Source organism: Cellvibrio sp. pealriver (genome assembly GCF_001183545.1).
Taxonomy (GTDB): Bacteria; Pseudomonadota; Gammaproteobacteria; order Pseudomonadales; family Cellvibrionaceae; genus Cellvibrio.
This window is the reverse complement of the sequence record NZ_KQ236688.1, coordinates 156138-180836: the sequence shown is the minus strand read 5'-3', so window position 1 is coordinate 180836 and position 24699 is coordinate 156138. Positions and strand designations below refer to the sequence as shown.

The 24699-nt window shown below is 45.2% G+C and carries 21 protein-coding genes; 3 read left to right on the top strand and 18 right to left on the bottom strand.

Translation table 11 applies throughout. The annotated features are described in order from the left end of the window. Position 1: 1 nt before the first annotated feature. The 17 genes from VC28_RS00785 to nagK all read right to left on the bottom strand — a co-directional run bounded on the left by VC28_RS00785 (position 2) and on the right by nagK (position 18606). The gene (locus VC28_RS00785) at positions 2-1069 is read right to left on the bottom strand and encodes a protein-glutamate methylesterase/protein-glutamine glutaminase (protein WP_049628991.1); all 1068 of its coding nucleotides are present in this window, start codon (positions 1067-1069) and stop codon (positions 2-4) included. 26 nt (positions 1070-1095) lie between these two features. Further along, complete coding sequence (cheD, locus tag VC28_RS00780) at positions 1096-1710, bottom strand: chemoreceptor glutamine deamidase CheD (protein ID WP_049628990.1); 615 nt, start codon at positions 1708-1710, stop codon at positions 1096-1098. After that, positions 1707-2555, bottom strand: coding sequence for a CheR family methyltransferase (locus VC28_RS00775; RefSeq protein ID WP_049632060.1), 849 nt, complete (start codon positions 2553-2555; stop codon positions 1707-1709). Before VC28_RS00775 ends, cheD begins: the two co-directional genes overlap by 4 nt. A 23-nt stretch (positions 2556-2578) precedes the next feature. Further along, positions 2579-4579, bottom strand: coding sequence for a methyl-accepting chemotaxis protein (locus tag VC28_RS00770; RefSeq protein WP_053094140.1), 2001 nt, complete (start codon positions 4577-4579; stop codon positions 2579-2581). A 12-nt stretch (positions 4580-4591) separates the two neighbouring features. Further along, positions 4592-5092: a chemotaxis protein CheW gene (locus VC28_RS00765; protein WP_049628989.1), complete on the bottom strand. Its 501-nt coding sequence runs from the start codon at positions 5090-5092 to the stop codon at positions 4592-4594. A 32-nt stretch (positions 5093-5124) separates the two neighbouring features. Further along, positions 5125-7137, bottom strand: a complete 2013-nt coding sequence (locus tag VC28_RS00760) for a chemotaxis protein CheA (protein ID WP_049628988.1) — start codon at positions 7135-7137, stop codon at positions 5125-5127. Positions 7138-7178: 41 nt separating this feature from the next. Continuing rightward, positions 7179-7544, bottom strand: a complete 366-nt coding sequence (locus VC28_RS00755) for a response regulator (RefSeq protein WP_049628987.1) — start codon at positions 7542-7544, stop codon at positions 7179-7181. Positions 7545-7569: 25 nt separating this feature from the next. Further along, complete coding sequence (locus VC28_RS00750) at positions 7570-9285, bottom strand: fused response regulator/phosphatase (protein ID WP_049628986.1); 1716 nt, start codon at positions 9283-9285, stop codon at positions 7570-7572. Continuing rightward, positions 9285-9671 carry an STAS domain-containing protein gene (locus VC28_RS00745; RefSeq protein ID WP_049628985.1) on the bottom strand — a complete coding sequence of 129 codons (387 nt, stop codon included), beginning with the start codon at positions 9669-9671 and terminating at the stop codon, positions 9285-9287. Before VC28_RS00745 ends, VC28_RS00750 begins: the two co-directional genes overlap by 1 nt. After that, a complete protein-coding gene (locus tag VC28_RS00740; RefSeq protein ID WP_049628984.1) occupies positions 9658-9936 on the bottom strand; it encodes an STAS domain-containing protein in 279 nt (92 codons plus the stop codon). The genes VC28_RS00745 and VC28_RS00740 overlap by 14 nt, the downstream gene beginning before the upstream one ends. Before the next feature lie 16 nt (positions 9937-9952). Next, positions 9953-11116, bottom strand: coding sequence for a methyl-accepting chemotaxis protein (locus VC28_RS00735; protein WP_197085463.1), 1164 nt, complete (start codon positions 11114-11116; stop codon positions 9953-9955). A gap of 321 nt (positions 11117-11437) precedes the next feature. Further along, positions 11438-12958 (bottom strand): fumarate hydratase, encoded by a 1521-nt coding sequence (locus VC28_RS00730; protein WP_049628982.1) that lies wholly within the window; start codon positions 12956-12958, stop codon positions 11438-11440. 208 nt (positions 12959-13166) lie between these two features. Continuing rightward, positions 13167-13961, bottom strand: coding sequence for a glucosamine-6-phosphate deaminase (gene nagB, locus VC28_RS00725; RefSeq protein WP_049628981.1), 795 nt, complete (start codon positions 13959-13961; stop codon positions 13167-13169). A gap of 59 nt (positions 13962-14020) precedes the next feature. After that, the gene (gene nagA / locus VC28_RS00720) at positions 14021-15178 is read right to left on the bottom strand and encodes an N-acetylglucosamine-6-phosphate deacetylase (RefSeq protein ID WP_049628980.1); all 1158 of its coding nucleotides are present in this window, start codon (positions 15176-15178) and stop codon (positions 14021-14023) included. A gap of 44 nt (positions 15179-15222) precedes the next feature. Further along, positions 15223-16311 carry an acyltransferase family protein gene (locus tag VC28_RS00715; RefSeq protein WP_049628979.1) on the bottom strand — a complete coding sequence of 363 codons (1089 nt, stop codon included), beginning with the start codon at positions 16309-16311 and terminating at the stop codon, positions 15223-15225. Positions 16312-16358: 47 nt separating this feature from the next. Beyond that, complete coding sequence (nagP, locus tag VC28_RS00710) at positions 16359-17663, bottom strand: N-acetylglucosamine MFS transporter NagP (protein WP_049628978.1); 1305 nt, start codon at positions 17661-17663, stop codon at positions 16359-16361. Between the two features lie 16 nt (positions 17664-17679). Continuing rightward, positions 17680-18606, bottom strand: a complete 927-nt coding sequence (nagK, locus tag VC28_RS00705; protein WP_049628977.1) for an N-acetylglucosamine kinase — start codon at positions 18604-18606, stop codon at positions 17680-17682. Positions 18607-19151: 545 nt separating this feature from the next. Between nagK and VC28_RS00700 the strand changes: the two genes are divergently transcribed. Genes VC28_RS00700 through VC28_RS00690 form a run of 3 tightly spaced genes read left to right on the top strand, consistent with a single transcriptional unit; the run spans position 19152 to position 23000 of the window. Continuing rightward, on the top strand, positions 19152-20711 hold the full coding sequence (locus tag VC28_RS00700) for a tryptophan halogenase family protein (RefSeq protein ID WP_049628976.1): 1560 nt from the start codon (positions 19152-19154) through the stop codon (positions 20709-20711). A gap of 32 nt (positions 20712-20743) precedes the next feature. Further along, on the top strand, positions 20744-21439 hold the full coding sequence (locus VC28_RS00695; protein WP_049628975.1) for a SapC family protein: 696 nt from the start codon (positions 20744-20746) through the stop codon (positions 21437-21439). 49 nt (positions 21440-21488) lie between these two features. After that, positions 21489-23000, top strand: coding sequence for a tryptophan halogenase family protein (locus tag VC28_RS00690; protein ID WP_049628974.1), 1512 nt, complete (start codon positions 21489-21491; stop codon positions 22998-23000). A gap of 50 nt (positions 23001-23050) precedes the next feature. Here the strand turns inward: VC28_RS00690 and VC28_RS00685 are convergent, their stop codons facing one another. Beyond that, positions 23051-24619 (bottom strand): tryptophan halogenase family protein, encoded by a 1569-nt coding sequence (locus VC28_RS00685; protein ID WP_049628973.1) that lies wholly within the window; start codon positions 24617-24619, stop codon positions 23051-23053. Positions 24620-24699 lie beyond the last annotated feature (80 nt).

The following is a 24699-nucleotide window of genomic DNA, read 5'->3' as shown; positions in this document are numbered from 1 at the left end:
ATCACAGCCGGTTACCACTCCCCATTGATTTTATTTTCTCAAGTAGTGCCGCGCCCATTTTATCCAACTCCACCACTTGATCTACGCCACCACAGAGCACAGCCTCTTTGGGCATTCCGTAAACCACACAACTTTGTTCGTCTTGCGCAAAGGTATAACCACCATGATTGCGAATATCCAACATACCTTTAGCGCCATCTTTCCCCATGCCTGTGAGCAATACGCCCAGCACATTTTTTCCACCAGCCAATGCGACTGACTCCATCATCACATCCACCGCAGGGCGATGACGATGCACAGGTTCGCTCTCTGATAACTTAACAATGTAATCTGCACCCGAGCGTACCACCACAAGATGGTAACCACCGGGTGCGAGAAATGCGTGGCCAGGCAAAATACGTTCACCGCCTTTTGCTTCCACAACATGTAACCGTGTCAGTTTATTCAATCGCTCTGCATAAGTGCGGGTAAAACCCGCGGGCATATGTTGGGTCATAACAATGCCAGGCACTGCAGCTGGCAGCTGTATTAATAAATCTTTAATCGCTTCAGTGCCGCCAGTAGATGCACCAATCGCAATAATTTTTTCAGTTCCTGATAGCTTGGCTGAATTTTGGATTTTTTGTGCACCACTTGATTCAGCGTGATATTTTTTCACCAGCGGTTTTACTTTCACGCTTGCGGCCGCACGCAGCTTTTCCACAATCAATTCAGCATATTCGCGAATACCGCTGCTCACGCCTAATTTTGGTTTGGGAATATAATCGAGTGCGCCCAACTCCAACGCGCGTAAAGTCGCTTCTGCACCCTCTTCCGCCAAGGTTGAAATCATCACCACTGGCGTAGGCCGCGCCGCCATTAACTTCTCCAAGAATGACAAGCCATCCATGCGTGGCATTTCAATATCCAGCGTAATCACATCAGGTGCAAACTGATTGACCATATCACGTGCGACAAAAGCATCAGGTGCAGCACCTACCAACACCATATCCGATGTATCGCGAATAATTTCTGCCAGCAAACTGCGCACTAATGCAGAGTCATCCACCACCAAGACCTTAATTGGCATACATACGCTCCTGCCCATATCCGTACTTAACTATCAAACAATTCCACATCGCCACTTTTGGGGGTAAATTTAACACGCATGCGGTAGTCGCTTTCACGATCAATAATGGTGCTGTTATGTAAGGATTTAATTTTTTTTACGAGCACCTGACCGGTATCAGGAAAAAAATACAACTTACGCGGAAAATCACCTAATAAATCCTGCGCGGCGATTGGTATCTGCTCAAGATGTAAATAATCCAATACGAATTCAGCATTACGCTGGCCCACATTATTGACCTTTAAACCGCGTAACACATTGCCGCCACCAAATACTTTTGCTTCCAGACGATTGCGGTTTGCACCCATTTTTAGCAAATGGTTAATGAGCAATTCCATCGCATAAATTCCATAACGTGCAGATTCCGTAAATAAACCTGTGTCATTTTGGCTATCGCTAGGCAGTAAAAAATGGTTCATCCCTCCCATGCCGGTATATTTATCGCGCAAACATACCGCAACACAGGATCCCAATACGGTGACAATTAATTTTTCGCCGGTTGTTACAAAATACTCACCGGGTAAAATCTTTACCGCTTGGCGATCAAAGTGTTTGTCGTAATAAAGAGTGGGAGCCAAATGGGCATTATTATCGTAATTCATCGCACAACCTCCTCACCGGAGGGTCGCGCCACGCGATAGGTAGTTTTATCAACAAGACTCACCAAATGTGCGGCATGGGAGAAACTTTCTGAATGACCTGCAATGTACAAACCATCCGGCACTAACAGGCGTGTCATGCGCTCAAGTAGTGCCAGCTGAGTTGGTTTATCAAAATAGATCATTACATTGCGGCAAAAAATCACATCGAATTTTCCATCCAGAGACCAGTGTTTATCCAATAAATTGATCTGCCTAAAATCGATTAAGGAACGCAATTCATCAACGACTTTAGCCTTACCGGCATTCACGCCTTTACCGCGCAAAAAAAATTGCTTCTTCTGCACAAGGCTCAACGCATCCAACCGTTCAATGCTATACACACCTGCCGCTGCAGTTTTTAGCACCTGGCTATCAATATCCGAAGCGATAATTTCCACTGGAGGATCATAACGCCCATAAGCTTGCACCAGCGTCATGGCAATAGAATAAGGTTCTTCACCTGTACTTGAGGCGGCACACCAAATGCGGCAGGGTTTATTGCGGCGATGTAGCGCAACAAACTTTTCCAAGATATCAAAATGGTGTTCTTCGCGAAAAAATGCTGTCAGGTTAGTGGTTAGTGCATTGATAAACTCTTGTAACTCTTGTGGTGTTATCTCTAAATAATTCAAGTATTCAGAAAAACTTCCCATACGCAATGCACGCAACCGCCGCGCCAAACGGCTATAAACCAGCTGCTTTTTGTTATCGCCAAGATGAATGCCGGCCTTGCGATAAATGGTTGTTTTGATGCGCGCAAAATCAGCATCACCATAATCAAATTCACGCCCCAGCGTACTAGTCACAGCGGCTGCCCCATTGTGCTGCGTTAAAATTGTTCCCACTCATCTTCAGCCGACGAACTGGGCGGCGTGAGTTTTTTATTGGCAGCAGGTGCTCTTTTAACAGGGGCTTTCGCGGTTACTTTTGTAGCCGCGCGCGATGCAGGCAAGCGCTGCGCAGATGTTATTTCCACTTGCGATTCATCCAAGCGGAATTGCGCCACGTTGCGCGTCAACTGATCCGCTTGTGATTGCAAACTTTCTGCGGCTGCCGCTGCCTGTTCAACCAAGGCGGCATTTTGTTGTGTCATCTCATCCATTTGCGAGACCGCTGTAGATACTTCTTCAATGCCAGCAGACTGCTCTGCAGAAGCCGCTGCAATCTCTGCCATGATGTCATTTACACGCTTAATCGAACTGACAATTTCTTTCATCGTATCGCCCGATTTACCCACCAACTGATTGCCGCTATCAATTTTTTGCACCGAATCAGAAATGAGCGCTTTAATATCTTTTGCGGCATTGGCCGAGCGCTGTGCAAGTGTGCGAACTTCAGACGCAACGACTGCAAACCCACGCCCCTGATCACCCGCACGTGCCGCTTCCACGGCCGCATTCAACGCGAGAATATTGGTTTGGAAGGCGATACCATCAATCACGCCAATAATGTCGGAAATCTTGCGTGCCGATTCATTAATCGCATTCATCGTGGATACCACTTGCTGGATTAGTGCTCCACCATCGGTGGCCACTGTAGAAGCTTGTTCCGCCAATACATTCGCTTGCTTGGCGTTATCCGCATTTAATTTCACCGTGGAGGTAATCTCCTCCATTGATGAAGCAGTCTCTTCCAGATTCGCTGCTTGCTGCTCTGTTCTGCTGGAAAGATCGGCATTGCCCTGTGCAATTTCACTGGAGGCAGTAAAAATCATATCGGCTGCGCTGCGAATATCGCTCAGCATTTTGCTCAGGCTTTCGGTAGTTTCGTTACAATAATTTTTTAAATCACCAAATGTTCCGGAATAATCCTCATCTATCCGTTCAGTCAAATCGCCTTTCGATACTGCACTTAATACACGCACCACATCATTAAGGCCTTTATCAGCAGTGTAGACAAGACTATTCAATCCTTCTGTCAGCTTTAAAAAGAACCCTTCTTTTCCATCGGTGCTGATACGCTCACTAAAATCCCCCGCCGCCGCAGCTTCAACAAGTCTATTCACTTCAGACTCAACAGCAACTTCAACAGTGCGGTCAAGCCACTCGACCACTGAGCCGAGACGCATACCTTCTTTATTGAAAATAGGGTTAGCCACTAAACGAAAATGTCGCTTGCCGACTACAATGTTTGATGTGTAGGTTGTGGTCAGGGACTCCAATAATTTCATTTGATGCATTGGATTTTTATGGAAGATATCCATATTACTGCCCACAATTTTATCGACAGAAAAATGCGGTAGCACTGTACGCAGATCAGCTTCCGCAGCACGCAACATGGTTTCAACAGATTTATTCATGTAAATAATATTGCGCCCGGTATCGGCCACCATGACGTTGGTGGTCGTTGTATTCAAAGCCCCCAAAATCCTATTTAGCTGGTGATCAGCTTCAATTTTTTTGAGTGCATCCTGCGTGATATCCGTTGCATATTTCACCACTTTAACAGGGCACCCTTCTGCATTAAGGATGGGGTTATAGCTGGCCTGTATCCACACTTCTTTTCCGCCGCGACCGATACGTTTGTATTGACCTGCTTCAAAATCACCACGCCCCAGGCGATCCCAAAATAAACGATATTCCTGACTGGCTTTATATGCTGGCTCAACAAATATACTGTGATGCTTACCTTTAATTTCGTCGAGGCTGTAGCCCATTGCATCGAGGAAGTTTTGATTGGCATTGAGTATGGTTCCATCCAGTGCAAATTCAATGACCGCTTGAACACGGTTAATAGCAGCTATTTGTCCGCGCATGTTTTCATATTCACGCTCATTCACTTTAATATGTTTGTTGCCGGAACCTGCGTTAAAAAGATTGATAATGTTCATTGAATTTGCTCCTTATGCACTTGCGCCAGTTGCTTCAGGTGAATCAAACAAGCCCAGCTCTTCACTCGATATCAGCTCATTAATATCCACCAAAATAATCATTTGTTCGTTCACTGTTGCCAGCCCTAATAAATAACGGCTGTTAAAGGCGACGCCAAAATCCGGAGGCGGCCGCAACTGTTCTTTCTCCAAACTCACCACATCGGAAACGCCATCCACTACTATGCCGACAATACGGCTGTGGATATGCAACACAATCACTATGGTAAACTCATCGTAAGTGACATTGCCCACATCAAATTTAATACGCAAATCAACAATAGGTACTATATCGCCGCGTAAATTAATCACGCCTTTTATAAAGGGCGGCGCATTGGCAATTTTGGTTACTGACTCGTAACCACGAATTTCTTTAACCGTGAGAATATCGATCGCATAATTTTCATCGCCTAATGTAAAGGTGAGAAATTCCTGCTTGATATTATTTGCCGCAGGTGATGCTGCCGGTTCCATACGCCGCTACCTCAAATTACCTGATTTTAAAATTACACTGCCGCCGCAAAATTCACATTGTGATTGACACTGAGCGCAAGCGATTCCACATCCAGAATCAGGGCTACGCTGCCGTCACCCATAATCGTGGCACCTGCAACGCCCTGTACGCGTTTGTAATGCTGCTCAAGGCTTTTAATAACGACTTGCTGCTGCCCAACCAATGCATCAACAAACAATGCAAAACGGTACTTTGTGGTTTCAATCAATACCACTATGCCTTTGCTTGCATCGGTAAATTGTGAGTCCAGTTGCATGATTTTATGCAGCGGTAAAATCGGCCAATATTCATTGCGCACATGCAATAGCTGATCATCACCTGCCAGGGTTTTAATATCTTTTGGCGATGGCTGCATGGATTCCACAATATGCACCAGTGGCACAATAAAAGTTTGGTCGCCAACCGACACGCACATGCCATCAACAATGGCCAATGTCAGCGGTAAATGAATGGTAAAGGTAGCGCCCTGTCCGGTACGTGATTCAATATCAATACGCCCACCCAAACTTTGTACATTGCGCTTTACAACATCCATGCCCACACCACGGCCGGACACATCCGTTACTTCAGCTGCAGTGGAAAACCCGGGTGCAAAAATTAATTGCCACACTTCTTCATCTTTAGGGTTTTCACTGACACTAATATTATTTTCACGCGCTTTTTCCAAAATGCGTTCACGATTCAAGCCACCGCCATCATCGCTGATACTGATTACGATATTGCCGCCTTGCTGTGCAGCACGTAGCACCACTTTTCCGGTAGGATTTTTCCCACGTGCGCGACGCACCTCCGCAGCCTCTATACCGTGGTCAATACTATTGCGCACCAAATGCGTGAGAGGATCGACCAATTTTTCGGTAAGACCTTTATCTAACTCTGTTTCGCCACCTTCAATCACTAAATCAATTTGTTTACCCAACTTGGTGGAGAGATCACGCACAACACGCGGGAATCGATTGAATACAAAAGACACCGGCAACATACGGATAGACATGACCGCTTCCTGAATTTCGCGTGTATTGCGTTCCAACTCACCCGCAACAGTTTGGAATTTTTCAGCTAACGCACCTTCAAGACTTTTGCCCAATAGGCTCATCATGGATTGGGTTATGACAATCTCACCCACCAGATTAATCAGCTGATCTACCTTGGCGACATCAACGCGAATGGATGAACTTTCTACACTGACCTGATCAGCAGTTTTGGATTTGGATATGACGGGCGCTGAGGCTTCCGGTTTGGTTTTAACGGAGGTAGTTGCGGTAGTCGTTGTGCTGGGAATTTCAGATGAAGAATCTATTTTTTCTGGCGAGCTAGACTCGGGCACTAATAAGTCTTCAAAAAAGCCAAATACATCCTTACTCGCTACCTCACGAGTAACTGCAGTAACAGGAACCTCCGTCATGGCGCCGGTTGTATTGGAAGCTATAGTATTTGAAACTGTAGTATTGAAATCTGTTGCAGTGGCTACTGGCAAATCCTCGAAAAAACCAAAACCATCATCGGCAACAGGCTCATCAAAAAAGCCATAGGTTTCTTCTACAGGAGCCGTGTCTAGCTGATTAAAAAAGCCATAGCCTTGCTCGCTTTCTTTATTGTTTTTTTGGTCTTGACGCTTTCCTGCGGTCACCAACTCCAATTCACTGGTGAGGGTATGCACGGCAGCCCAATCGATTTCGCCGCCACTGCGATAACTGTGCAAAATACTTTTTAACTGATCAACCGAACGTAAAAATAAATCCACCATCCCGGCAACAATACCCATCTGCCCCTTGCGGATTTTATCCAATAGATTTTCCATAATATGGGTTACGCTGCCCAGCGCATCAAACCCGAAGATACCACTGCCGCCTTTAATGGAATGGGCTGCACGAAAAATACTGTTGAGCATTTCCGGATCCGGATTTTCCAGATCCAGCGCTAACAACAGCTGCTCCATTTCTTCGAGGTGTTCCTGACTTTCCTCAAAAAAAACAGCGTGAAATTGTTGCATGTCGATTGACATATCCACATCCTGCGCATTTTTTGGCGGCACGCGCCCCGTGTTTACCCCATCACTTTTTTAGCAATTTCCAGCAGCTTGGCGGGATCAAATGGCTTTACCATCCATCCGGTTGCGCCTGCTGCGCGCCCTTGGGCTTTCATCGCGTCACTTGCTTCTGTGGTCAACACCACGATGGGTGTGCGTGAATGTGAAGGCAGTGCGCGGGCAGATTTAATAAATGTCAGACCGTCCATGTTCGGCATGTTTTGATCCGTTAAAATAAAATCAAAACTTCTGGCCTTGCACATATTAAATGCTTCAAGACCATCTTTTGCGGTACTGACCGAATAACCCGCCGATTTCAGTGTTGCCTCTACCATTTGCCGGACAGAGACTGAATCATCCACAATCAATACTTGTTTGCTCATACACCTAAGACCCTTATCGTCACCATTAAAACGGGCTTATCACGGCCCTGATTAAATTGCCTGGCGCTACTACTTCCACCTGCTGCGCAAGGTTGCGGATTAACTGTAATCCGCGACCTGATAGCCCATCATTTTCTTGAGAGTTACGTTCGTTGTAACAATAACCTGCGCCACTGTCTTGTACGCTGATATGTAATTTCGGCTGCTGGGCATTGGTTTCCCACAGCAACCGCAACTCAATCGTATCCGTACTGGTTAATTGCTCAAGACGACGCTCTCGCTCACGAAAATAATAGGTAAAACCATCCGCTGTTTCTTTAAGGGATGATTCCAATTTCAAAATGCCATGATCTATGGCATTACTGATCATTTCACTGACAACCAGAAAAACGATTTGGCAAAGATGCTGATTTATCTCCAGATACTGCAAAAATTTATTGCACAAGGGTGGAATCTCACAGCTAGCAATTTTTTTTCCGGATATTTTGACGCTCCAGGAAAAATCACCGATATCCTCCTGCACACAACCTTGGCTCAAACTATCGCGCAGTTGCTGCAGGCAACTGGCCAACACCAAGCTAGGCTCCAGCGTACAAATGGAAACATCGTCCCGGTATTTTTCTCTTCCTGTGTGCGCGGCAAGTGCGTGAGCCAAAGCCTGCTGCAAATTGTCAGGCCTGGATTCGATTACTTCCACAACCCTGGCCGATGAAAAAGAAGCGCCTTCAGCATTAGTCTCTTCGATCAAACCATCGCTATAAGCAAGAATGTGTCCATGTGCGGTGATTTCACAGCTAACAACATTTGCATCAAAAAGATCTTCCTCCAAAATACCGAGCGCCATGTGCTGTGACTTGAAGGCGTGAATAATTTTTCCATCATTCACCCAGTACACTGTTGGCATACCGCCATTCCATACTTCGATTTCTTGTTGCTCTTGATGCAATTGGATAACCACAGCGGCAACAAAACGGTCTTGCGGTGTATCGCGAATTAACTTTTTGTTAATTTCAGTCACTATGGGCTGGATGTGAAACCCTTTGGATACCATGCTATTAAAAATCGATACCACCGGCATCACGGTAATAGCGGCAGATAAACCATGGCCAGTTGCATCTGCCAACAAAAAATATAAATCGCCACTGGGTGACATTTTTGCAAGGGCTATGTCGCCGCTAAATGATGTCGATGGCTTTAACCAAATAGATACACCGTCTATTGATTGGCTGTTTTGACGCAACAAATATTCGTAGGTGAACTTGGCAATAGATTCTTCACGTTCTGCTTCCTGTTTAAATCGCTCCAATTCCCTGTTTTGCAAACTGATAAGACGCTGCAAACTGACTGATTTAATCAGGGCGCTGACTTTGAGCGCCAAGAGCGACAAGTTCACCGGTTTGATAATGTAATCTGCTACACCGCTGGCAAAACATTGTTCCAAAAAGACCGGATCTTCATTGCCGCTGATCATAATCACCGGGGTTTGTCGCTCTTGCAGGTAATCACTCAATTGCGCCAGCAATTCCAAACCTGTTCCATCACCCAATTGATAATCCAGTAAAATCAAATCCGCACAAAGACCTGAATTCAGTAGATCAACAGCTTGGCAAAAACTGTGCGCCGAATCGGTAATAAAGCCTTTGCTGTGAAAAAACTGACAAAATAGCTCGTTCAGGAATTCATCGTCATCGATGACCAGAATTGAATGCGCCTCTGCTGCCTGAAGTTCACTGATGACCATTAAATGTACTCGAATATCCTTTTCATATTTGCCATTTCCAATATTTGCGCCGTTGCACCTTTTGCACCCTTAATCATCATTTTTTTCTGTGCAGCTACCGCACGGCGCTGCCACATCATCATCATGCCCAATGCCGCACTGTCCAAATACTCTACCCGGCTAAAATCAAACACAATTCCTGTAATGCTTTGATTGTCGAGATGCTCTGTACATTGCCGCTGAAATTCTTTGTGATAGCCGTAATCAAACCGGCTGGGAAGTATAATGTTTGCTTGCTGGCTCATGGCTGCACCTTTAATAACATGACTACCTTCCATACTTTCAATATTCTCAACTCTTTTATCTGTAACACCTTGTAAGGCGATGGTTGAGTCAATTGAAATCAATAATTTTCTGTAAGTTTGCCAGCTGTAAAATTTCCTTTGGGGATGACTTCAAGTTGGTCAATACAATTTTTGATTGGCGTGATTGGGCTTTTTTTTGCGACATCACCAACAAACCTATGCCCGCGCTATCGATATATTCCAACTCTATGCAATCAAGGGTAATGGTGCCTGGATGCTCTAATGCTGCAGCCATGGCATTATTAAATTCTGCACTGGAGGAATAATCAAAACGCTTTGGCATTCTAATGACAGCAAGATTGGACATAAGACACTCCACTTTATTAGAAGAAATCGATTGAGCCACTTTCAACTGAACTGGCCGACACTGGATTATGTTTTTGGCGGTAGGATGATTCACGGTAGCGGGCTATTTCACGGCTAAGGCGTGCAAAATCTTTGTCGGCATCTTCGAGCGATGCACTGATGGGTAACAGCTCTTCAAGGCGTTGAATGGTATAGCGCATATTTTGCGTTGACATATCTTCAAACTGCAGTGCGCGGATCGCATCGTGCAATGCGTTTACCAACTGCCCAACCAGCGCCTCCATATCGTGATTTATTAACTGGTCTTTATCGGCTTTTTTGATCAGGTTATCGCTGACCGTTTGCATTTCTGCTTTGGCTTGCAACACATAAGTCATATCTTGCGATGCGACCTCGCCTACCACACGGGTCAAATCATCAATGGCACCAGCAATTCCTCTCAAACGCTTTTGGATTTCCAAACTAAACCCGGCTGAGCGATTGGAGAGCGCCCGCACCTCATCGGCAACAACTGCGAACCCTCGCCCACTTTCACCTGCACGCGCGGCTTCAATTGCCGCATTCAGCGCAAGTAAATTAGTTTGCGCAGCAATTTGATCGATGTCCTTTAATGCTTTGAGGACATCGGGCATTTGGTCGGCAATAGCACCTACTTTTTCTACCAGCTCCATTGAGGAGGCACTCATATTGACTGTGGTATCCACAAACTGATTGAGCAAGTTATAGGTGTTTTCAGCAAACAAACTCATACGCGCTGAAATACTGTCGCTGCTTTTATCTTCATCAATTTCATACAACAGCCGCTGCGTCGCTTGCTGCTGTTGTTCCAGCAGTGCTTTGATTTGTTCAAACGATTGGGTCAGGGTATTGACTGCATCGGACTGGATGCCAATCTGCGCCACCAGATTGCTCATACTTTCCTGTACAACCTCATTCACAATGACACTGGTTTCAATTAGCGCATTGTGATTAATTGGGGAGCCGGTAGTATCGGTGCCGCTACCATTAAGCGATTGTGCTGGCCGCCCGATAGGAGAATGAATTGATAAGGGATTGCTCAACACCACATAAGCCAGAAGTGCCGATACCAACACCACGCCAGCAATAGGGTGGAGATAAATTCCCAGCAGTGAGCCAACGACCAACGCGAAGACAATGAGCAATAGGTTTTTCACCTGCATAAATGCAATCCACTCCATTGATTCCATGGTGAAACTGTACAGTCAGGGCGGCAAGAATCTCGCCTGTTTTTGAACAGTATGGATTAACACTAGCAGGTTTATTTCAGCTTGCTCTGTTTGCAATTCGTTTAACCGATTTTTTACTAATAATCGAAATGCGACTTGATATGTATCCAAAAAACGTAGAATGAAAACGCCTATGCATTATTTTTTTATTTCTATTTTTTATATTTTCTAATTTTCGGCCATAAAAAAACCGGCAGTTATTCACTGCCGGTTTTTTATGATCATCTATAGCGATGCAATATTAAATGCCAATGTTTATTGGACTGTCACTACACCTTCTTCTATTTTGGCCTTCCAGATTTGCGGGCCGGTGGTGTGAACGGATTCACCACGTGAGTCCACCGCCACTGTCACTGGCATGTCTTTTACATCAAATTCGTAGATGGCTTCCATCCCCAATTCCGGAAAACCCAATACCTTGGATGACTTGATCGCTTGCGCAACCAGATAGGCCGCTCCGCCAACTGCCATCAGGTAAACGGATTTGTTATCGCGTATCGCCTCAATGGCGGTTGGGCCACGTTCGGATTTGCCGATCATCCCGAGCAAGCCCGTTTGTTCCAACATAGTGCGAGTGAATTTATCCATACGGGTAGCCGTTGTTGGACCGGCTGGACCGACTACTTCATCACGCACCGGGTCAACCGGTCCGACGTAATAAATGAAGCGACCTTTGAGATCCACTGGCAGCGGCTCACCTTTGGCAAGCAGGTCGGTCATCTTTTTATGTGCGGCATCGCGGCCGGTTAACATTTTGCCGGAGAGCAAAATCGTCTCACCGGTTTTCCACTCCAGCACATCTTCTGGCGTGACGGTATCCAGATTGACGCGGCGAACACTGCTACCTACATCCCAACTGATTTCCGGATAATCCTCCAACGCCGGTGGCGTTTGGAACGCAGGGCCAGAACCATTCAACACAAAATGTGCGTGGCGCGTTGCAGCGCAGTTAGGGATGATCGCGATCGCTTTGTTAGCAGCGTGGGTTGGGTAATCTTTGATTTTCACATCAACTACAGTAGTCAAACCGCCCAGCCCTTGGGCACCAATGCCCAAGCGATTAATTTTGTCGTACAGCTCAATGCGCAATTCTTCGTAGCGGTCGCTGGCTCCGCGCGCTTGAAGCTCCTGGATATCGACAGGATCAAGCAGTGCCTCTTTGGCAAGCAGCATGGCTTTTTCCGCCGTGCCACCAATGCCGATTCCCAGCATGCCCGGTGGGCACCAACCTGCACCCATTTCGGGCACGACTTTCAACACCCAATCCACAACCGAGTCAGAGGGGTTGAGCATGGCAAATTTTGTTTTTGCTTCAGATCCGCCACCTTTAGCCGCTACGTGTACATCAACGGTATTGCCCGGAACTATGTTGTAGTGGATCACAGCAGGGGTGTTGTCACCGGTGTTTTTACGGGCACCGTCCGGATCGGCCAGAATCGATGCACGCAATACGTTATCGGGATTGTTGTAAGCGCGGCGAACACCTTCGTTCACCATGTCGGTGAGGCTCATCTGCGCATCCCATTGAACATCCATCCCCACGGTCACAAACACAGTGACAATGCCGGTGTCCTGGCAAATCGGGCGATGCCCCATGGCACACATACGTGAGTTGATAAGAATTTGCGCCATCGCGTCCTTGGCGGCTTTGTTTTGCTCGCGCTCGTAGGCTTTATGGATGGCCTGGATAAAATCCACGGGGTGGTAATAAGAGATAAATTGCAGCGCATCGGCGACGCTGTCGATCAGGTCTTGCTGGCGAATCACGGTTGGCATAATGAACTTCTCGAATTGTTAGAGAGTAAATCGGAAGGCGGTAAAACAGGGCGACGATTCTACACCATCAAGCACCGAGATTCAGGAGCCCTAGCCCAGACAAACCGTAACAACCGATCCACGCCCTCCATTGGAATGACCATTAACCGTGCACGGGAGAATAAAAAAGGCCGGGCAAAGCCGGCCTTTTGATGACGCCAAATGGGAGTTAATTGCGCCCCAAACGCTCCAATAATTTTTGGTTTTCGCTCTCAATGTGCTTGTAGAACTCTACATCTGACAAGTGTGAAGCAGCGGCTTCATCAATGACCAATACAACCTGCTCATGCAGTTGCAATGCCGATGCAGGGCAAGCAGCGGTTAATGGACCTTCAACAGTAGCCTTAATCGCTTCTGCTTTATTTTCGCCGGTCGCCAGTAACACTACTTTTTTCGATTCAAGAATGGTGCCTATCCCCATGGTGATAGACAAGTGTGGCTGGTACTCATCTGCCGCAAAAAAGCGCGCATTATCATCAATGGTTGCACGGGTTAACGTTTTCACACGGGTGCGCGACATCAGCGATGATGATGGCTCATTAAAACCAATATGACCATTACGGCCAATGCCTAGCAACTGCACATCAATGCCGCCTTTTTGTTTGATTGCAGTTTCATAAAGTGCGCACGCGGTAAACGGATCTTCTGCATCACCTGGTGGAACAAAGGTTGAATTTTTATCGATATCAATATGATCAAATAATTGTTGGTTCATAAAGTAGCGATAACTTTGCGGATGGGTTGCAGGCAACCCCAAATATTCATCCAGATTAAAACTGCTGACATTTTTGAAAGACACGCGCCCGGACTGATAGGCTGCAATAAGCTCTTTATATAGAGCTACCGGTGTTGAGCCGGTTGCCAAGCCCAATACTGAATCGGGTTTACGGCTAATTTGTTTGATAAAAATATTCGCGCCGTAATTCGCAACAGCAGCGGCATCTTTCAAAATAACAACTTTCATTGAACACTCCAGTGAGTGGCATTGACCGAAAAAATAAACAACTTAACTTGCAGAAAAAATTACGAATGACGTAAGAAATCGCCCGCAACCCATGTGTGGGTTACACGATAGCCATCGGTAAAATGTACCAAATCTGCGCGGTAGTCCGGTTGGATGCGACCAAGCGAATTATCGACCTGCATAAATTCAGCGGGGTATAACGAAGCCATACGCAGGCTCTCACTTAACTCCATTCCCACCCATTGCGTATTCAAGCGCACAGCGTCAATCATGCCAATCGCGCTGCCTGCCAACCGACCTTCTGCATTAACGAGGCAACCCTCTTTTTCATAAATGGTTTCGCCGTAAATCTGGAATGATTTTTCAGGTGAGCCGACAGTAGACATTGCATCTGTCACTAAATAGATTTTGCCTTTGGGTTTTGCTGCGCAGGCAACGCGTGCTGATGCAGCGTGCACATGGTACGTATCAATAATAATGCCGCACCAACTATTACCATCTTCCAATGCCGCGCCTACCACACCAGGTTCGCGGCCAGTGGTCGGGCGCATCGCGTTGTATAAATGTGTAAAACCGCTAAGACCTTCTTTTAAGGCGCTGACAACCGATTCGTAATGCGCATCGGTATGACCTGCGCAGACCACAACACCTGCTGATGCCAATTGTGCTATCTGGCCGGGTGCCGCATGTTCCGGGGCAAGCGTGAGCATTACTTTAAATTCATGCTGACTTTTAACAGAGGCAACCAGCCAATCAATATCGGCTTGCTCCATCGTGCGGATATAGCGTTCGTTGTGTGCACCGCGGCGCGCCATATCAAAAAACGGTCCCTCCACATGTACACCCAAAACACCTTTCATACCCGCAGCAACCGCGTCAGCAACTGCTTTAACGCCCGCTTGGTGAACTTCGCGGGTATCGCTGATTAAGGTAGGTAACATCGAGGTTGTGCCAGTTGGGCGGTGCCCGTCCAACATAGTTTTGATAGCGCTCACGCTGGTGTCATTGGTAAAAAATGCACCGCCACCGCCATTCACTTGCAGATCGATAAAACCAGGCGCAAGGATGCCACCATCCAATAAAATTTGCGGAATATTCGCATCCAACTCCGCAGCAGGAACCAGCGCTTCTATTTTTTCGTCAGCGATCACAACCGCATAATTTTCCAGAAAAGTGTCTCCGGTAAAAATGCGCGCGCCCACCAAAGCCTGTTTCATAGCCATACCTGTATAACAACATCTGCCTTAGCGCAGAAAATTCTTTATAAGCTGATAATAATATTGCGCTTGTGCAGTACCCAAGCCACAAACCACAAAATAGCCACTTGTAAAAGCGCAAAAATAAACGAGGCAAAATAAGGGTCGGTCACACTGCGGAACGCTCCATACAAAGCGGTGTAAAGTGATTCATTGCCGACAGGAATTAAATACATGGTTGTTGCCAATAAACCCGACAATACATAAATAAACAGCGGGTTTTTACCAATAATTTCAAAGCTGTGATACACAGGTTTGATAGCGTTTGCTAGCGAGGATTGCTCCAGCTTGACCAGCAAAATCAACATCAAAATAGCAACGCCACAGGTCAACACAACGAACGGGCTGGTCCACAAGGATTTATTGATAGGAAATACGGTATTCCACAACAACGCCAAACCAATCAACGCCAATGCGGACACAAATAATTTGCTCAGTGCTTTTTCTTTATCTTCGCTCGCCAATAGAACACGCGTCGCTTCAAAACCGATGATCACATTCACAATCGATGGAAATGTACTGAGGATACCTTCTGGATCAAACGGCATACCCTTACCCTGCCACAAATGGCTAGCGCCCAGCACGCTCAGATCAAACTGACGCACAACATTGTGCTCAAGACTGTAAGGATCCGATGACATATTTAACAGAGCCCAATATCCCACCAACAAAATGGTGCTGATAACAACGCGCCCCGAAAATCCAAAATACAAAATAATAAATGCCGCAAAACCATATGCGAGTGCGATACGCTGCAACACTCCCATAACGCGCCACTCACTCAAACTCTCGGTGAATGGATATGCAGATAACAAAACACCGATTAAAAACAACAAAGCTACACGGCGCAGGATTTTTTTGGATTGTTGCGCAAACGAAAGCTGGGACAAACCACGCACAGAAAAGTACATGGCCGAGCCAACAATAAACATAAAGAAAGGGAATACAAAATCAGTGGGCGTTGCTCCATGCCAATCAGCATGGAGCAGTGGAGCGTACACAAACTCCCAGGAACCCGGAGTATTTACCAAAATCATCAACGCGAGGGTCAAACCACGCATCACATCCAAAGCCAGAAAACGTTGTTTAACCATCGGATACCTCGCAGACGATGTAGCGGTAAAACGTGTGAGGAAAAAATTTATTTCCAGCTGCGCAGTTTGTGTCCTTTGACCGCATAGAAAAGAATAAATAAGTAGCAAGGTGTCATCACTATGTAAGCGGTTTGGCGATCAACAACCGTTGACAGCGCCCCCATAATGACCGGCACCACAGCACCGCCGGCAATAGCCATGATCAACAAGGCCGCACCTGTGCTGGTGTATTTACCCAAACCACTCAATGCCAATGGCCATACCGCAGGCCACACAATGGCATTCGCCAAGCCCAGAAGCGCAATGCACAAAATAGTATCCGGAATAGAAGGTGCGCCCAGAAAGGCAAACATTGAACTGATAACCGTAGACTCATTACTGCCGAATACCACCGCCAAGCTCAGCAGCACACCGAGTACTGCAGAAACCGACAGCATTTTTTGCTGGGAAATGACACGTGGAATCAACAATATCCCCAAGATATAACCTATCACCATACAGGTCATGGTAATGGAGGTCAGAATAGAGAAATTGGTGAAACCTATACTGCGGCCGTAAGCACCAATCGTATCACCTGCGATAACTTCAACACCTACGTATAAGAAAAGCGCGATAACGCCTAACACCAAGCTGGGAAATTGCAGCACTTCGCGTATGGGAAGATGATCATTCTCTTCTTCATGCAAATTCAATTCAGGCAAAGACGATATTTTTACCAAAAGCGCCACAGCACCGATCACCAGCGCCATGTAGATGTATGGCAACACCAAATTACTCGCCATTTGTTCAATTTCTTCGGGCGATGGTGTTGTAGTTGGATGACCACTCATTCCACCCAGAATCAATGCGGTGAAAACCAAAGGCGCAACAATACCGGCCGATTTATTGAGAATGCCCATCAAGCTAATACGACGTGCGGCAGATTCTTCAGGCCCCATTTTCACAACATAGGGGTTCACCGCTGTTTGCACTAATGTCTGCCCTGCCCCCATCATAAATTGCGCAACTAAAAACAACGCGAACCAATGGGTTTTTGCCGCAGGAATATAAAGTAACGCAGCCAAGGCCATAACGCCCAAACCGATCGCCATTCCATTTTTATATCCTACTTTGCGGATAACCCAGGAAGATGGCAGTGAGAAAACGGTAACGGCGATATAAAAAGAAAACAAAATAAAAGAAGCTTGAAAGGGTGTCAGGTTCAACACAACTTCCAAATAAGGCATTAACGAACCATTAAGCCAAGTGACAAAACCAAAAATAAAAAATAGCCCAGCGATCATTGCCAGTGGCAACACAATACTTTTCGAGTTTCCGGGGGGGGAATGCACAGCGACAGCTTCGTTATTCATTTGTATGGTTCTCGCGTTAGTTAGCAGTGGTTAAAACACTCTGATTATTATTAATATATTTAAAACGCTGTTTGGCGAAATACACGGCACCAAATTCCGGTTGATATAGCGCAGGAGAAAGCTTTTCCGCCATATCTTTTTCCATCCAGGGAATCAGGCGTGGAGCAAGGCCACCAATAATTGACATACGCCCAGGGTTGGTTGCCCAAAGCTTACGCGCAATACCACTCATGTAAGCCGCACCTTCTTTGGCAATACCAATCGCAACGGCATCACCTGCATCTGCAGCATCGACTACAAAAATAGCAAACTTGGCATAATCGCCCTGCTTGGCTCCAAACATGCGATCAACGATCATAACACCCGATGCCTGCAGGAACTCACCAATAGATTCACTCAGTTTGGTTTGCGGCCCCAAATCATCATAGGCCAACAGGATTGCCTGAATAGCTTCAAGGCCCATCCAGGCACCACTGCCTTTATCGCCGATAGGAAAACCATGCCCACCGATAAACAGGGACTCGTTATTTACAAAAGAGTAGCCGCACGAACCAGTACCACAAATCATTACCGCACCTTCGTCACGGTTGTGGGCACCAAGGCAGGCGATATGAAGATCGGTAGTGAGATGCATTTCTTTGAAAGGATGTTCCCACGCCGACATAACATCATAAAGGCTTGGAACATTCACACCGGCAAGACCAGCGCCAGCGATTAACTCACTCATTGCAGAAGGAGGCAAACCTGCATCAATCAATGCAAGTTCAGCAGCAGTACGGATAGAATCTTTGGCTTGTTGAACGCCTTGGAAAGGATTGGCAGGACCACCGACACCGGTACCTAACACCTGTAAGTCAGCAGTCATGATACTGGCACGACACTTGGTACCTCCGCCATCAATACCGATAAACAAGGGTTGTTCGCCAAGTGGCATCTTTGCCATGATCTACCTCATTATTTTTTAGAGCAAATACCCGGCACATGTCATCAGCTGCCAGATACTCAAAAAACTTGACTCTTCTTATGCACGGGCAACAACCCCAAGCAAAGTCGTCATCATAACAGACAGTTAAAAAAGGTTAGTGCCCCGCAGGACACTAACCACAAGACCACTACTACAGCTCTAGAGAACTCATGCCCCATGATACTGAACCCGATAAGGAGAGATATCAGATCCAGAAGTCATCATCGGACAGGGTTAGATTACGCCTACCGGACAACGTTGTCAAAGAAATTTTAAGCTCAATCTCTCATTCGGACGGGAATTTACCTTTTTTTTCAAAAATCGCTTTTGGGAAGCAATGATTTAACACATTCATTGTTCATATAAATCCCAATCAGAGACGATAAATCAATCTCTCTTCACCGCCTTTTTTCCTTAGTTCAAAGCGGTAGCTTTTTTGATTTTTTTGCTACCGTTTTCGGCTTGACTTGGTTACTCGCAAGCAGTTAGTGTGATGTGATTTTTAATTGAACATCGAGCGGAATATGAGTGACTTAGTAAAACAAATATTAATTGTTGGCGGAGGCACTGCAGGCTGGTTAACTGCTGCAAAACTGGCAAAGGAACTCAATAGCAAGTCAACTGATGCAGTACAAGTAACATTAATTGAATCTCCAGATGTTCCCACTATCGGCGTGGGCGAAGGCACATGGCCAACAATGCGTGCCACACTTCAAAAATTAGGGATAGATGAAGCTGAGTTTATGCGTTATTGCAATGCAAGCTTTAAGCAAGGCAGTAAATTTATTAATTGGAGAAAAACACCTTCAAACGACCAATCAAATTTTTACTATAATCACTTCACATCCCTGCAAAATCCTGAACAATTTAATCTGGCTCCCTATTGGAGCCTAGGCTACGCAGGCGACATAAGCTATGCCGATGCAGTTTCATTCCAAGGTTCCGTATGCGAAAAGGGATTGGCTCCAAAAAAAATAACAACTGCACAGTATGAGGGCATACAAAGCTACGCCTATCATCTTGATGCTGCACGCTTCGCTGATTTCTTAAAAACCCATTGCACCGAGAAATTAGGAGTTAAACATCTCTTCGGGCACATAAGACAGGTCAATCAAGATCAGGATGGATACATCACATCAATTGATACCGAAGAGCATGGCGTTATTGCAGCTGAGTTTTTTGTGGATTGCAGCGGCTTCTCTGCACTCATTATCGGAAAAACGCTCGACGTTCCATTTAAAAGCATTTCGGACAAATTGTTTGTCGATCATGCCATTGCCATTCAAGTGCCCTATCAGGATGAGCACAACGACCCTGTCGCCACACAAACACTTTCTACCGCTCAAAATTATGGCTGGATATGGGATATAGGCTTAACCAACCGTCGCGGTACAGGCTATGTATATTCCAGCCATTACACCGACCATGAAAGCGCGGAGCAAACCCTGAGACGCTATTTAGGCCCACAAGCTGACCACTTGGCTTCACGCAGAATTAAGATGAACATTGGTTGGAGAGAACGTTTTTGGAAAAAAAACTGTGTTGCCATAGGTATGTCAGCGGCATTCATAGAACCACTGGAAGCATCGGCTATCTTCTTGATTGAGGCAGCAGGCAATATGCTGGCAGACCAGTTCCCACGTACACGACATGAGATGCAATCTGTCGCTAAAAAATTCAACCGTTCGTTTTTGTACCGCTGGGATAAATCGGTTGAGTTTATCAAAATGCATTACTTTCTCTCACGCAGGGATGACACTCAATTTTGGATAGACAACCGCAATCCAGAGACGGTTCCAACTGCTCTAATGGACAGACTGGAACATTGGAAATCGCACCCACCAAGCCGCTATGACTTTGATAATGTTTATGAGCCATTTCCTTTGGAAAGTTATCAATACATTCTCTACGGATTGGATTTCCAAATGGATATTAACCATAAAAAATCAGCCTACCAAATGGTCGACTATGCTCAAAAGCAGTTTTCTCGCGTAAAAGAGCTGGCAGAGATAGCCGCAAAAGAACTACCTACGCATCGCGATTTGCTTAATAAGATACGCACATACAACTTTCAGTCCATATAAAATTATCATTTACTAAAAATCACGGGAAAATCATGAGCAACATTGTCGTCTTAAACAAAGAAGTCCACAAAAATCTAAAAATAAAAAACAACCGAAATTATCAGCAAACAAAAAATCAGCACATCGCTATTTTGCAAGTACATGAATTTGTACCTGCTTCCATCTGCTATCCGATTGTTTTTATTAAAGACGCTGAAACCGGCGAGTTTCGTTGTGTTGCAATGCTTGGCCTGCAGCCAAATGAAAATTTGTTTTATAGCGAAGAGCATTGGGCAGCTTCTTACATTCCAGCAGCAATCAGAGGTTATCCATTTTTAATTGCACCCGATACTGCAAGCCTGTGTGCAGACATGAGCAGTCCACTATTTAACGAAACAGAAGGCAATGAGCTTTTTAATAGTGATGGCAGCGAAAGCGAATATTTAAAAGGTGTAAAAGAACGCCTTTCAACGTTCGTAAGCCAGACACCTGTAACCCGGGAATTTATCCGTTACATAGCAGAAAAAAATCTTTTATCCCCTTTTAATTTAACCATCAATACAAGCGGTGAAGAGTCTGGATCTTATTCGCTAAATGGTTTGTATGCGATAGACCATAAAAAAATAAATGATCTCTCTGACGCGACTTTTCTTGAGTTGAGACACAAAAATTATTTACCAGCCGTTTTTGCTCATTTGGCTTCGCTGGGCAATATGTCCACGCTTGTTCAAATGAAGTCAATAAAATAATTCTCACCCATGAGCCGACATGCTCAAACTATAAGAAGCCAGGCACTTAATGCAACATACTAATATTGAATCAATCCTCATCGTGGGAGGGGGAACCGCAGGCTGGATGAGCGCGGCAGCCCTAGCAAAAATTCTTGGCAGGGAAAAAGTTAAAATTAGATTGGTTGAATCGGAAGACATAGGTACTGTAGGTGTAGGCGAGGCAACGATTCCTCAAATACAACGCTTTAATATAATGCTTGGGTTGGATGACAACGATTTCGTCAAAAAAACTCAAGCGACATTCAAACTAGGCATTCAATTTGTAAACTGGAGAAAGCAAGGACACTCCTACATTCATGCGTTTGGTGACGTTGGTATCGATGTTGATGCGATACCTTTTTATCACTACTGGCTGAAGTTAAATCATACAAACCCGGATGCTGACATAGGTGAATATTGCCTAAACACCAGTGCTGCGCTGAATCGCAAATTTATGCGCCCGATTAACAATCCAAACTCTCCTCTTTCCAATATCCCTTACGCGTATCATTTTGATGCGGGGCTATACGCAAAGTTTTTACGTCAATACGCAGAAAATCTTGGCGTTGAGCGTATCGAAGCGACTATTGATCAGGTAAATTTGCGTGATAGTGATGGATTCGTCGAGTCAGTAACGTTAAAAAACGGGAAGCAATTAGCAGCTGATTTGTTTATTGACTGTTCTGGTTTCAAAGGTCTTGTGATTGAAGAAGCCTTAAAAACAGGCTACGAGGACTGGTCGCACTGGCTGCCATGTGACAGAGCCTGGGCTGTTCCTTGCGCAAGTAATAAAGCACCAACGTCCTACACTCGTTCCACTGCACACAGTGCTGGTTGGCAATGGCGAATCCCATTACAGCATCGGATTGGGAATGGTCATGTCTACAGTAGTAAATTTATGGATGATCAAGAAGCTAAAAATATTCTTTTGTCCAATTTAGATGGCGAAGTATTAGCCGCCCCCAAACAATTGCGTTTCACTACCGGTAAAAGAAAGCAGTTTTGGAATAAAAATTGTGTGGCAGTAGGCCTGTCTAGCGGATTTATGGAACCACTGGAGTCAACAAGTATCCACCTTATACAATCCAGCCTGGCTAAATTAATCAGCCTTTTTCCTACTAAGGATTTTAATCAAGCCAATATTGCTGAATACAACCGCCAAACACATTTTGAATTTGAAAAAATTCGGGATTTTCTCATTCTGCACTATCACGTTACTGAACGGGATGATTCTGATTTTTGGAATTATTGCCGAACAATGGAGATTCCCGACTCGCTTGCACAAAAAATATCACTCTTCAGATCGACCGGAAAAATTTTTCGTGAAAGTTATGAAATGTTTAGCGAACTCAGTTGGTTTGAAGTTATGCAAGGTCAAGGACTTATGCCTTCCAGCTATCACCCTCTGACAGACTTAACGGATGATGCTGTTTTACATGAACGCATGTCAAAAATTCGGCAAGCGATAAAAACATCTGTCGATCTAATGCCGTTTCATGAAGATTTTATTGCACAACACTGTGCTGCAAATAAAATGTAACGGACATTAACCTGTGCAATTTTACATTTGTAAAATTGCACAGGTTCATATCACACTCTCTGAAAACCGTATTTGTATACTTTTTCTACCAGCTCACGCTGATTGGGTAGTTCTTTTGCTAGCATTGCAGTGACATTATTAATTTCCATAAATTTTTTTCGTGCAACTTCACGGTCTTGAAACGTAGATTGGTTGTGAGCAAGGTTTGTGGGGTATTGCATACCATAAAGCACAAACAAATAGCTATCCAACACGAAAGGCTCATAGGCATAATCAAAATCGTATTTACTGGGAATATGTGACCGCCAGTGATTCAATTTAGCCAATAGCGTTGCAGGAATAGACTTTTCGTCGCAATTATCAATCCAGTATTGGGTATCACGCCGACGCGAAATGCAGTAGTGCAACTTGACAAAATCCACTGACTTATCCCAACGCAAACGAAATGTTTTATTGTATTTTTCTTCCACGTACGGAAGCGCGCTCGCATCACGCGGAAATTGGTCAGCTAACATATTAGCTGCAGCTTCAATCAGAAAAATTGCTGAAGCCTCCAAAGGTTCGATAAACGCGGCAGACATTCCAATTGCAACACAGTTTTTATGCCAGAATTTTTCACGATAACCAAGCTTGAGTGGAATTTTACGCGCTTCAATACCATTGCTTTGTTTACCAATATGTTGACGAAGCACCTCTTCTGCCCGCTCATCGGTTGTATGACGACTACTGTAGACATAACCGACACCACGCCGATTATGTAAACCGATGTCCCATGTCCAACCATTTTCTTGCGCAGTAGCTATTGTGTGGGTTGCAATCGGATCATCTGCATTTTCATAGGGAACCTGCATCGCTAACGCGGTATCATTGAAAATAACATCGCTAATGCTATGCCATTTAATACCAAGCGCCTTCTCAATTAGCAGCGCCCGTGAGCCGGAGCAATCAATAAAAAAATCGGCGGCTATTTCGGCGCATTCAGGGTTGTCAGTACACACTGAATGAATATTACCGTGCTCATCCAATTTGACTTGACCAACGTTTGCTCGTAGATGCTGTACCCCCAGCTTACTTACCGCAAACTTAGCCATAAAATCGGCAAATTTATTTGCGTTCAAATGATAAGAATAATTCTGCAATGCAACATATTCTGGTGTAGTAATTTTTTTTGGGGCTAATCCAAGCTGACAAATACGGCTTTGGGTTGCAACGGCCAAATCATATGGCAATCCATCATTACCTTCTTTCAATAACCAGTAGGGAGCCAAATTAAAATTGTAAGATGCATGGAAGACCGCGCTTAGCGGATGAAAATAACGATTTGTTTTTTCTGAAGTGGGCGTTTCGATCCAATTAACAAATTCTGATCCTTGTTTAAAGGTAGCATCGCACTCACGCATAAATTCACTTTCATTCACGCCCAGAGTTTGCAATGTTGTCCGCATAGTAGGCCAAGTGCCTTCACCTACGCCAAGAATAGGAATATCAGGAGATTCAACCAAGGTCACTTTTACCGCGCCGGGTTGATTTGAATTCAATTGTTTAGCAAGGATTGCCGCGCTCAGCCAACCCGCTGTACCACCACCAACGACCAACACATGATTGACAAGAGAGCTCATGAAAACACCTGCAAGTATCCGGGGGAATAACGAACGTTACTCATTTAACGTAACTATACAATATCAAAATATAGCAAAAA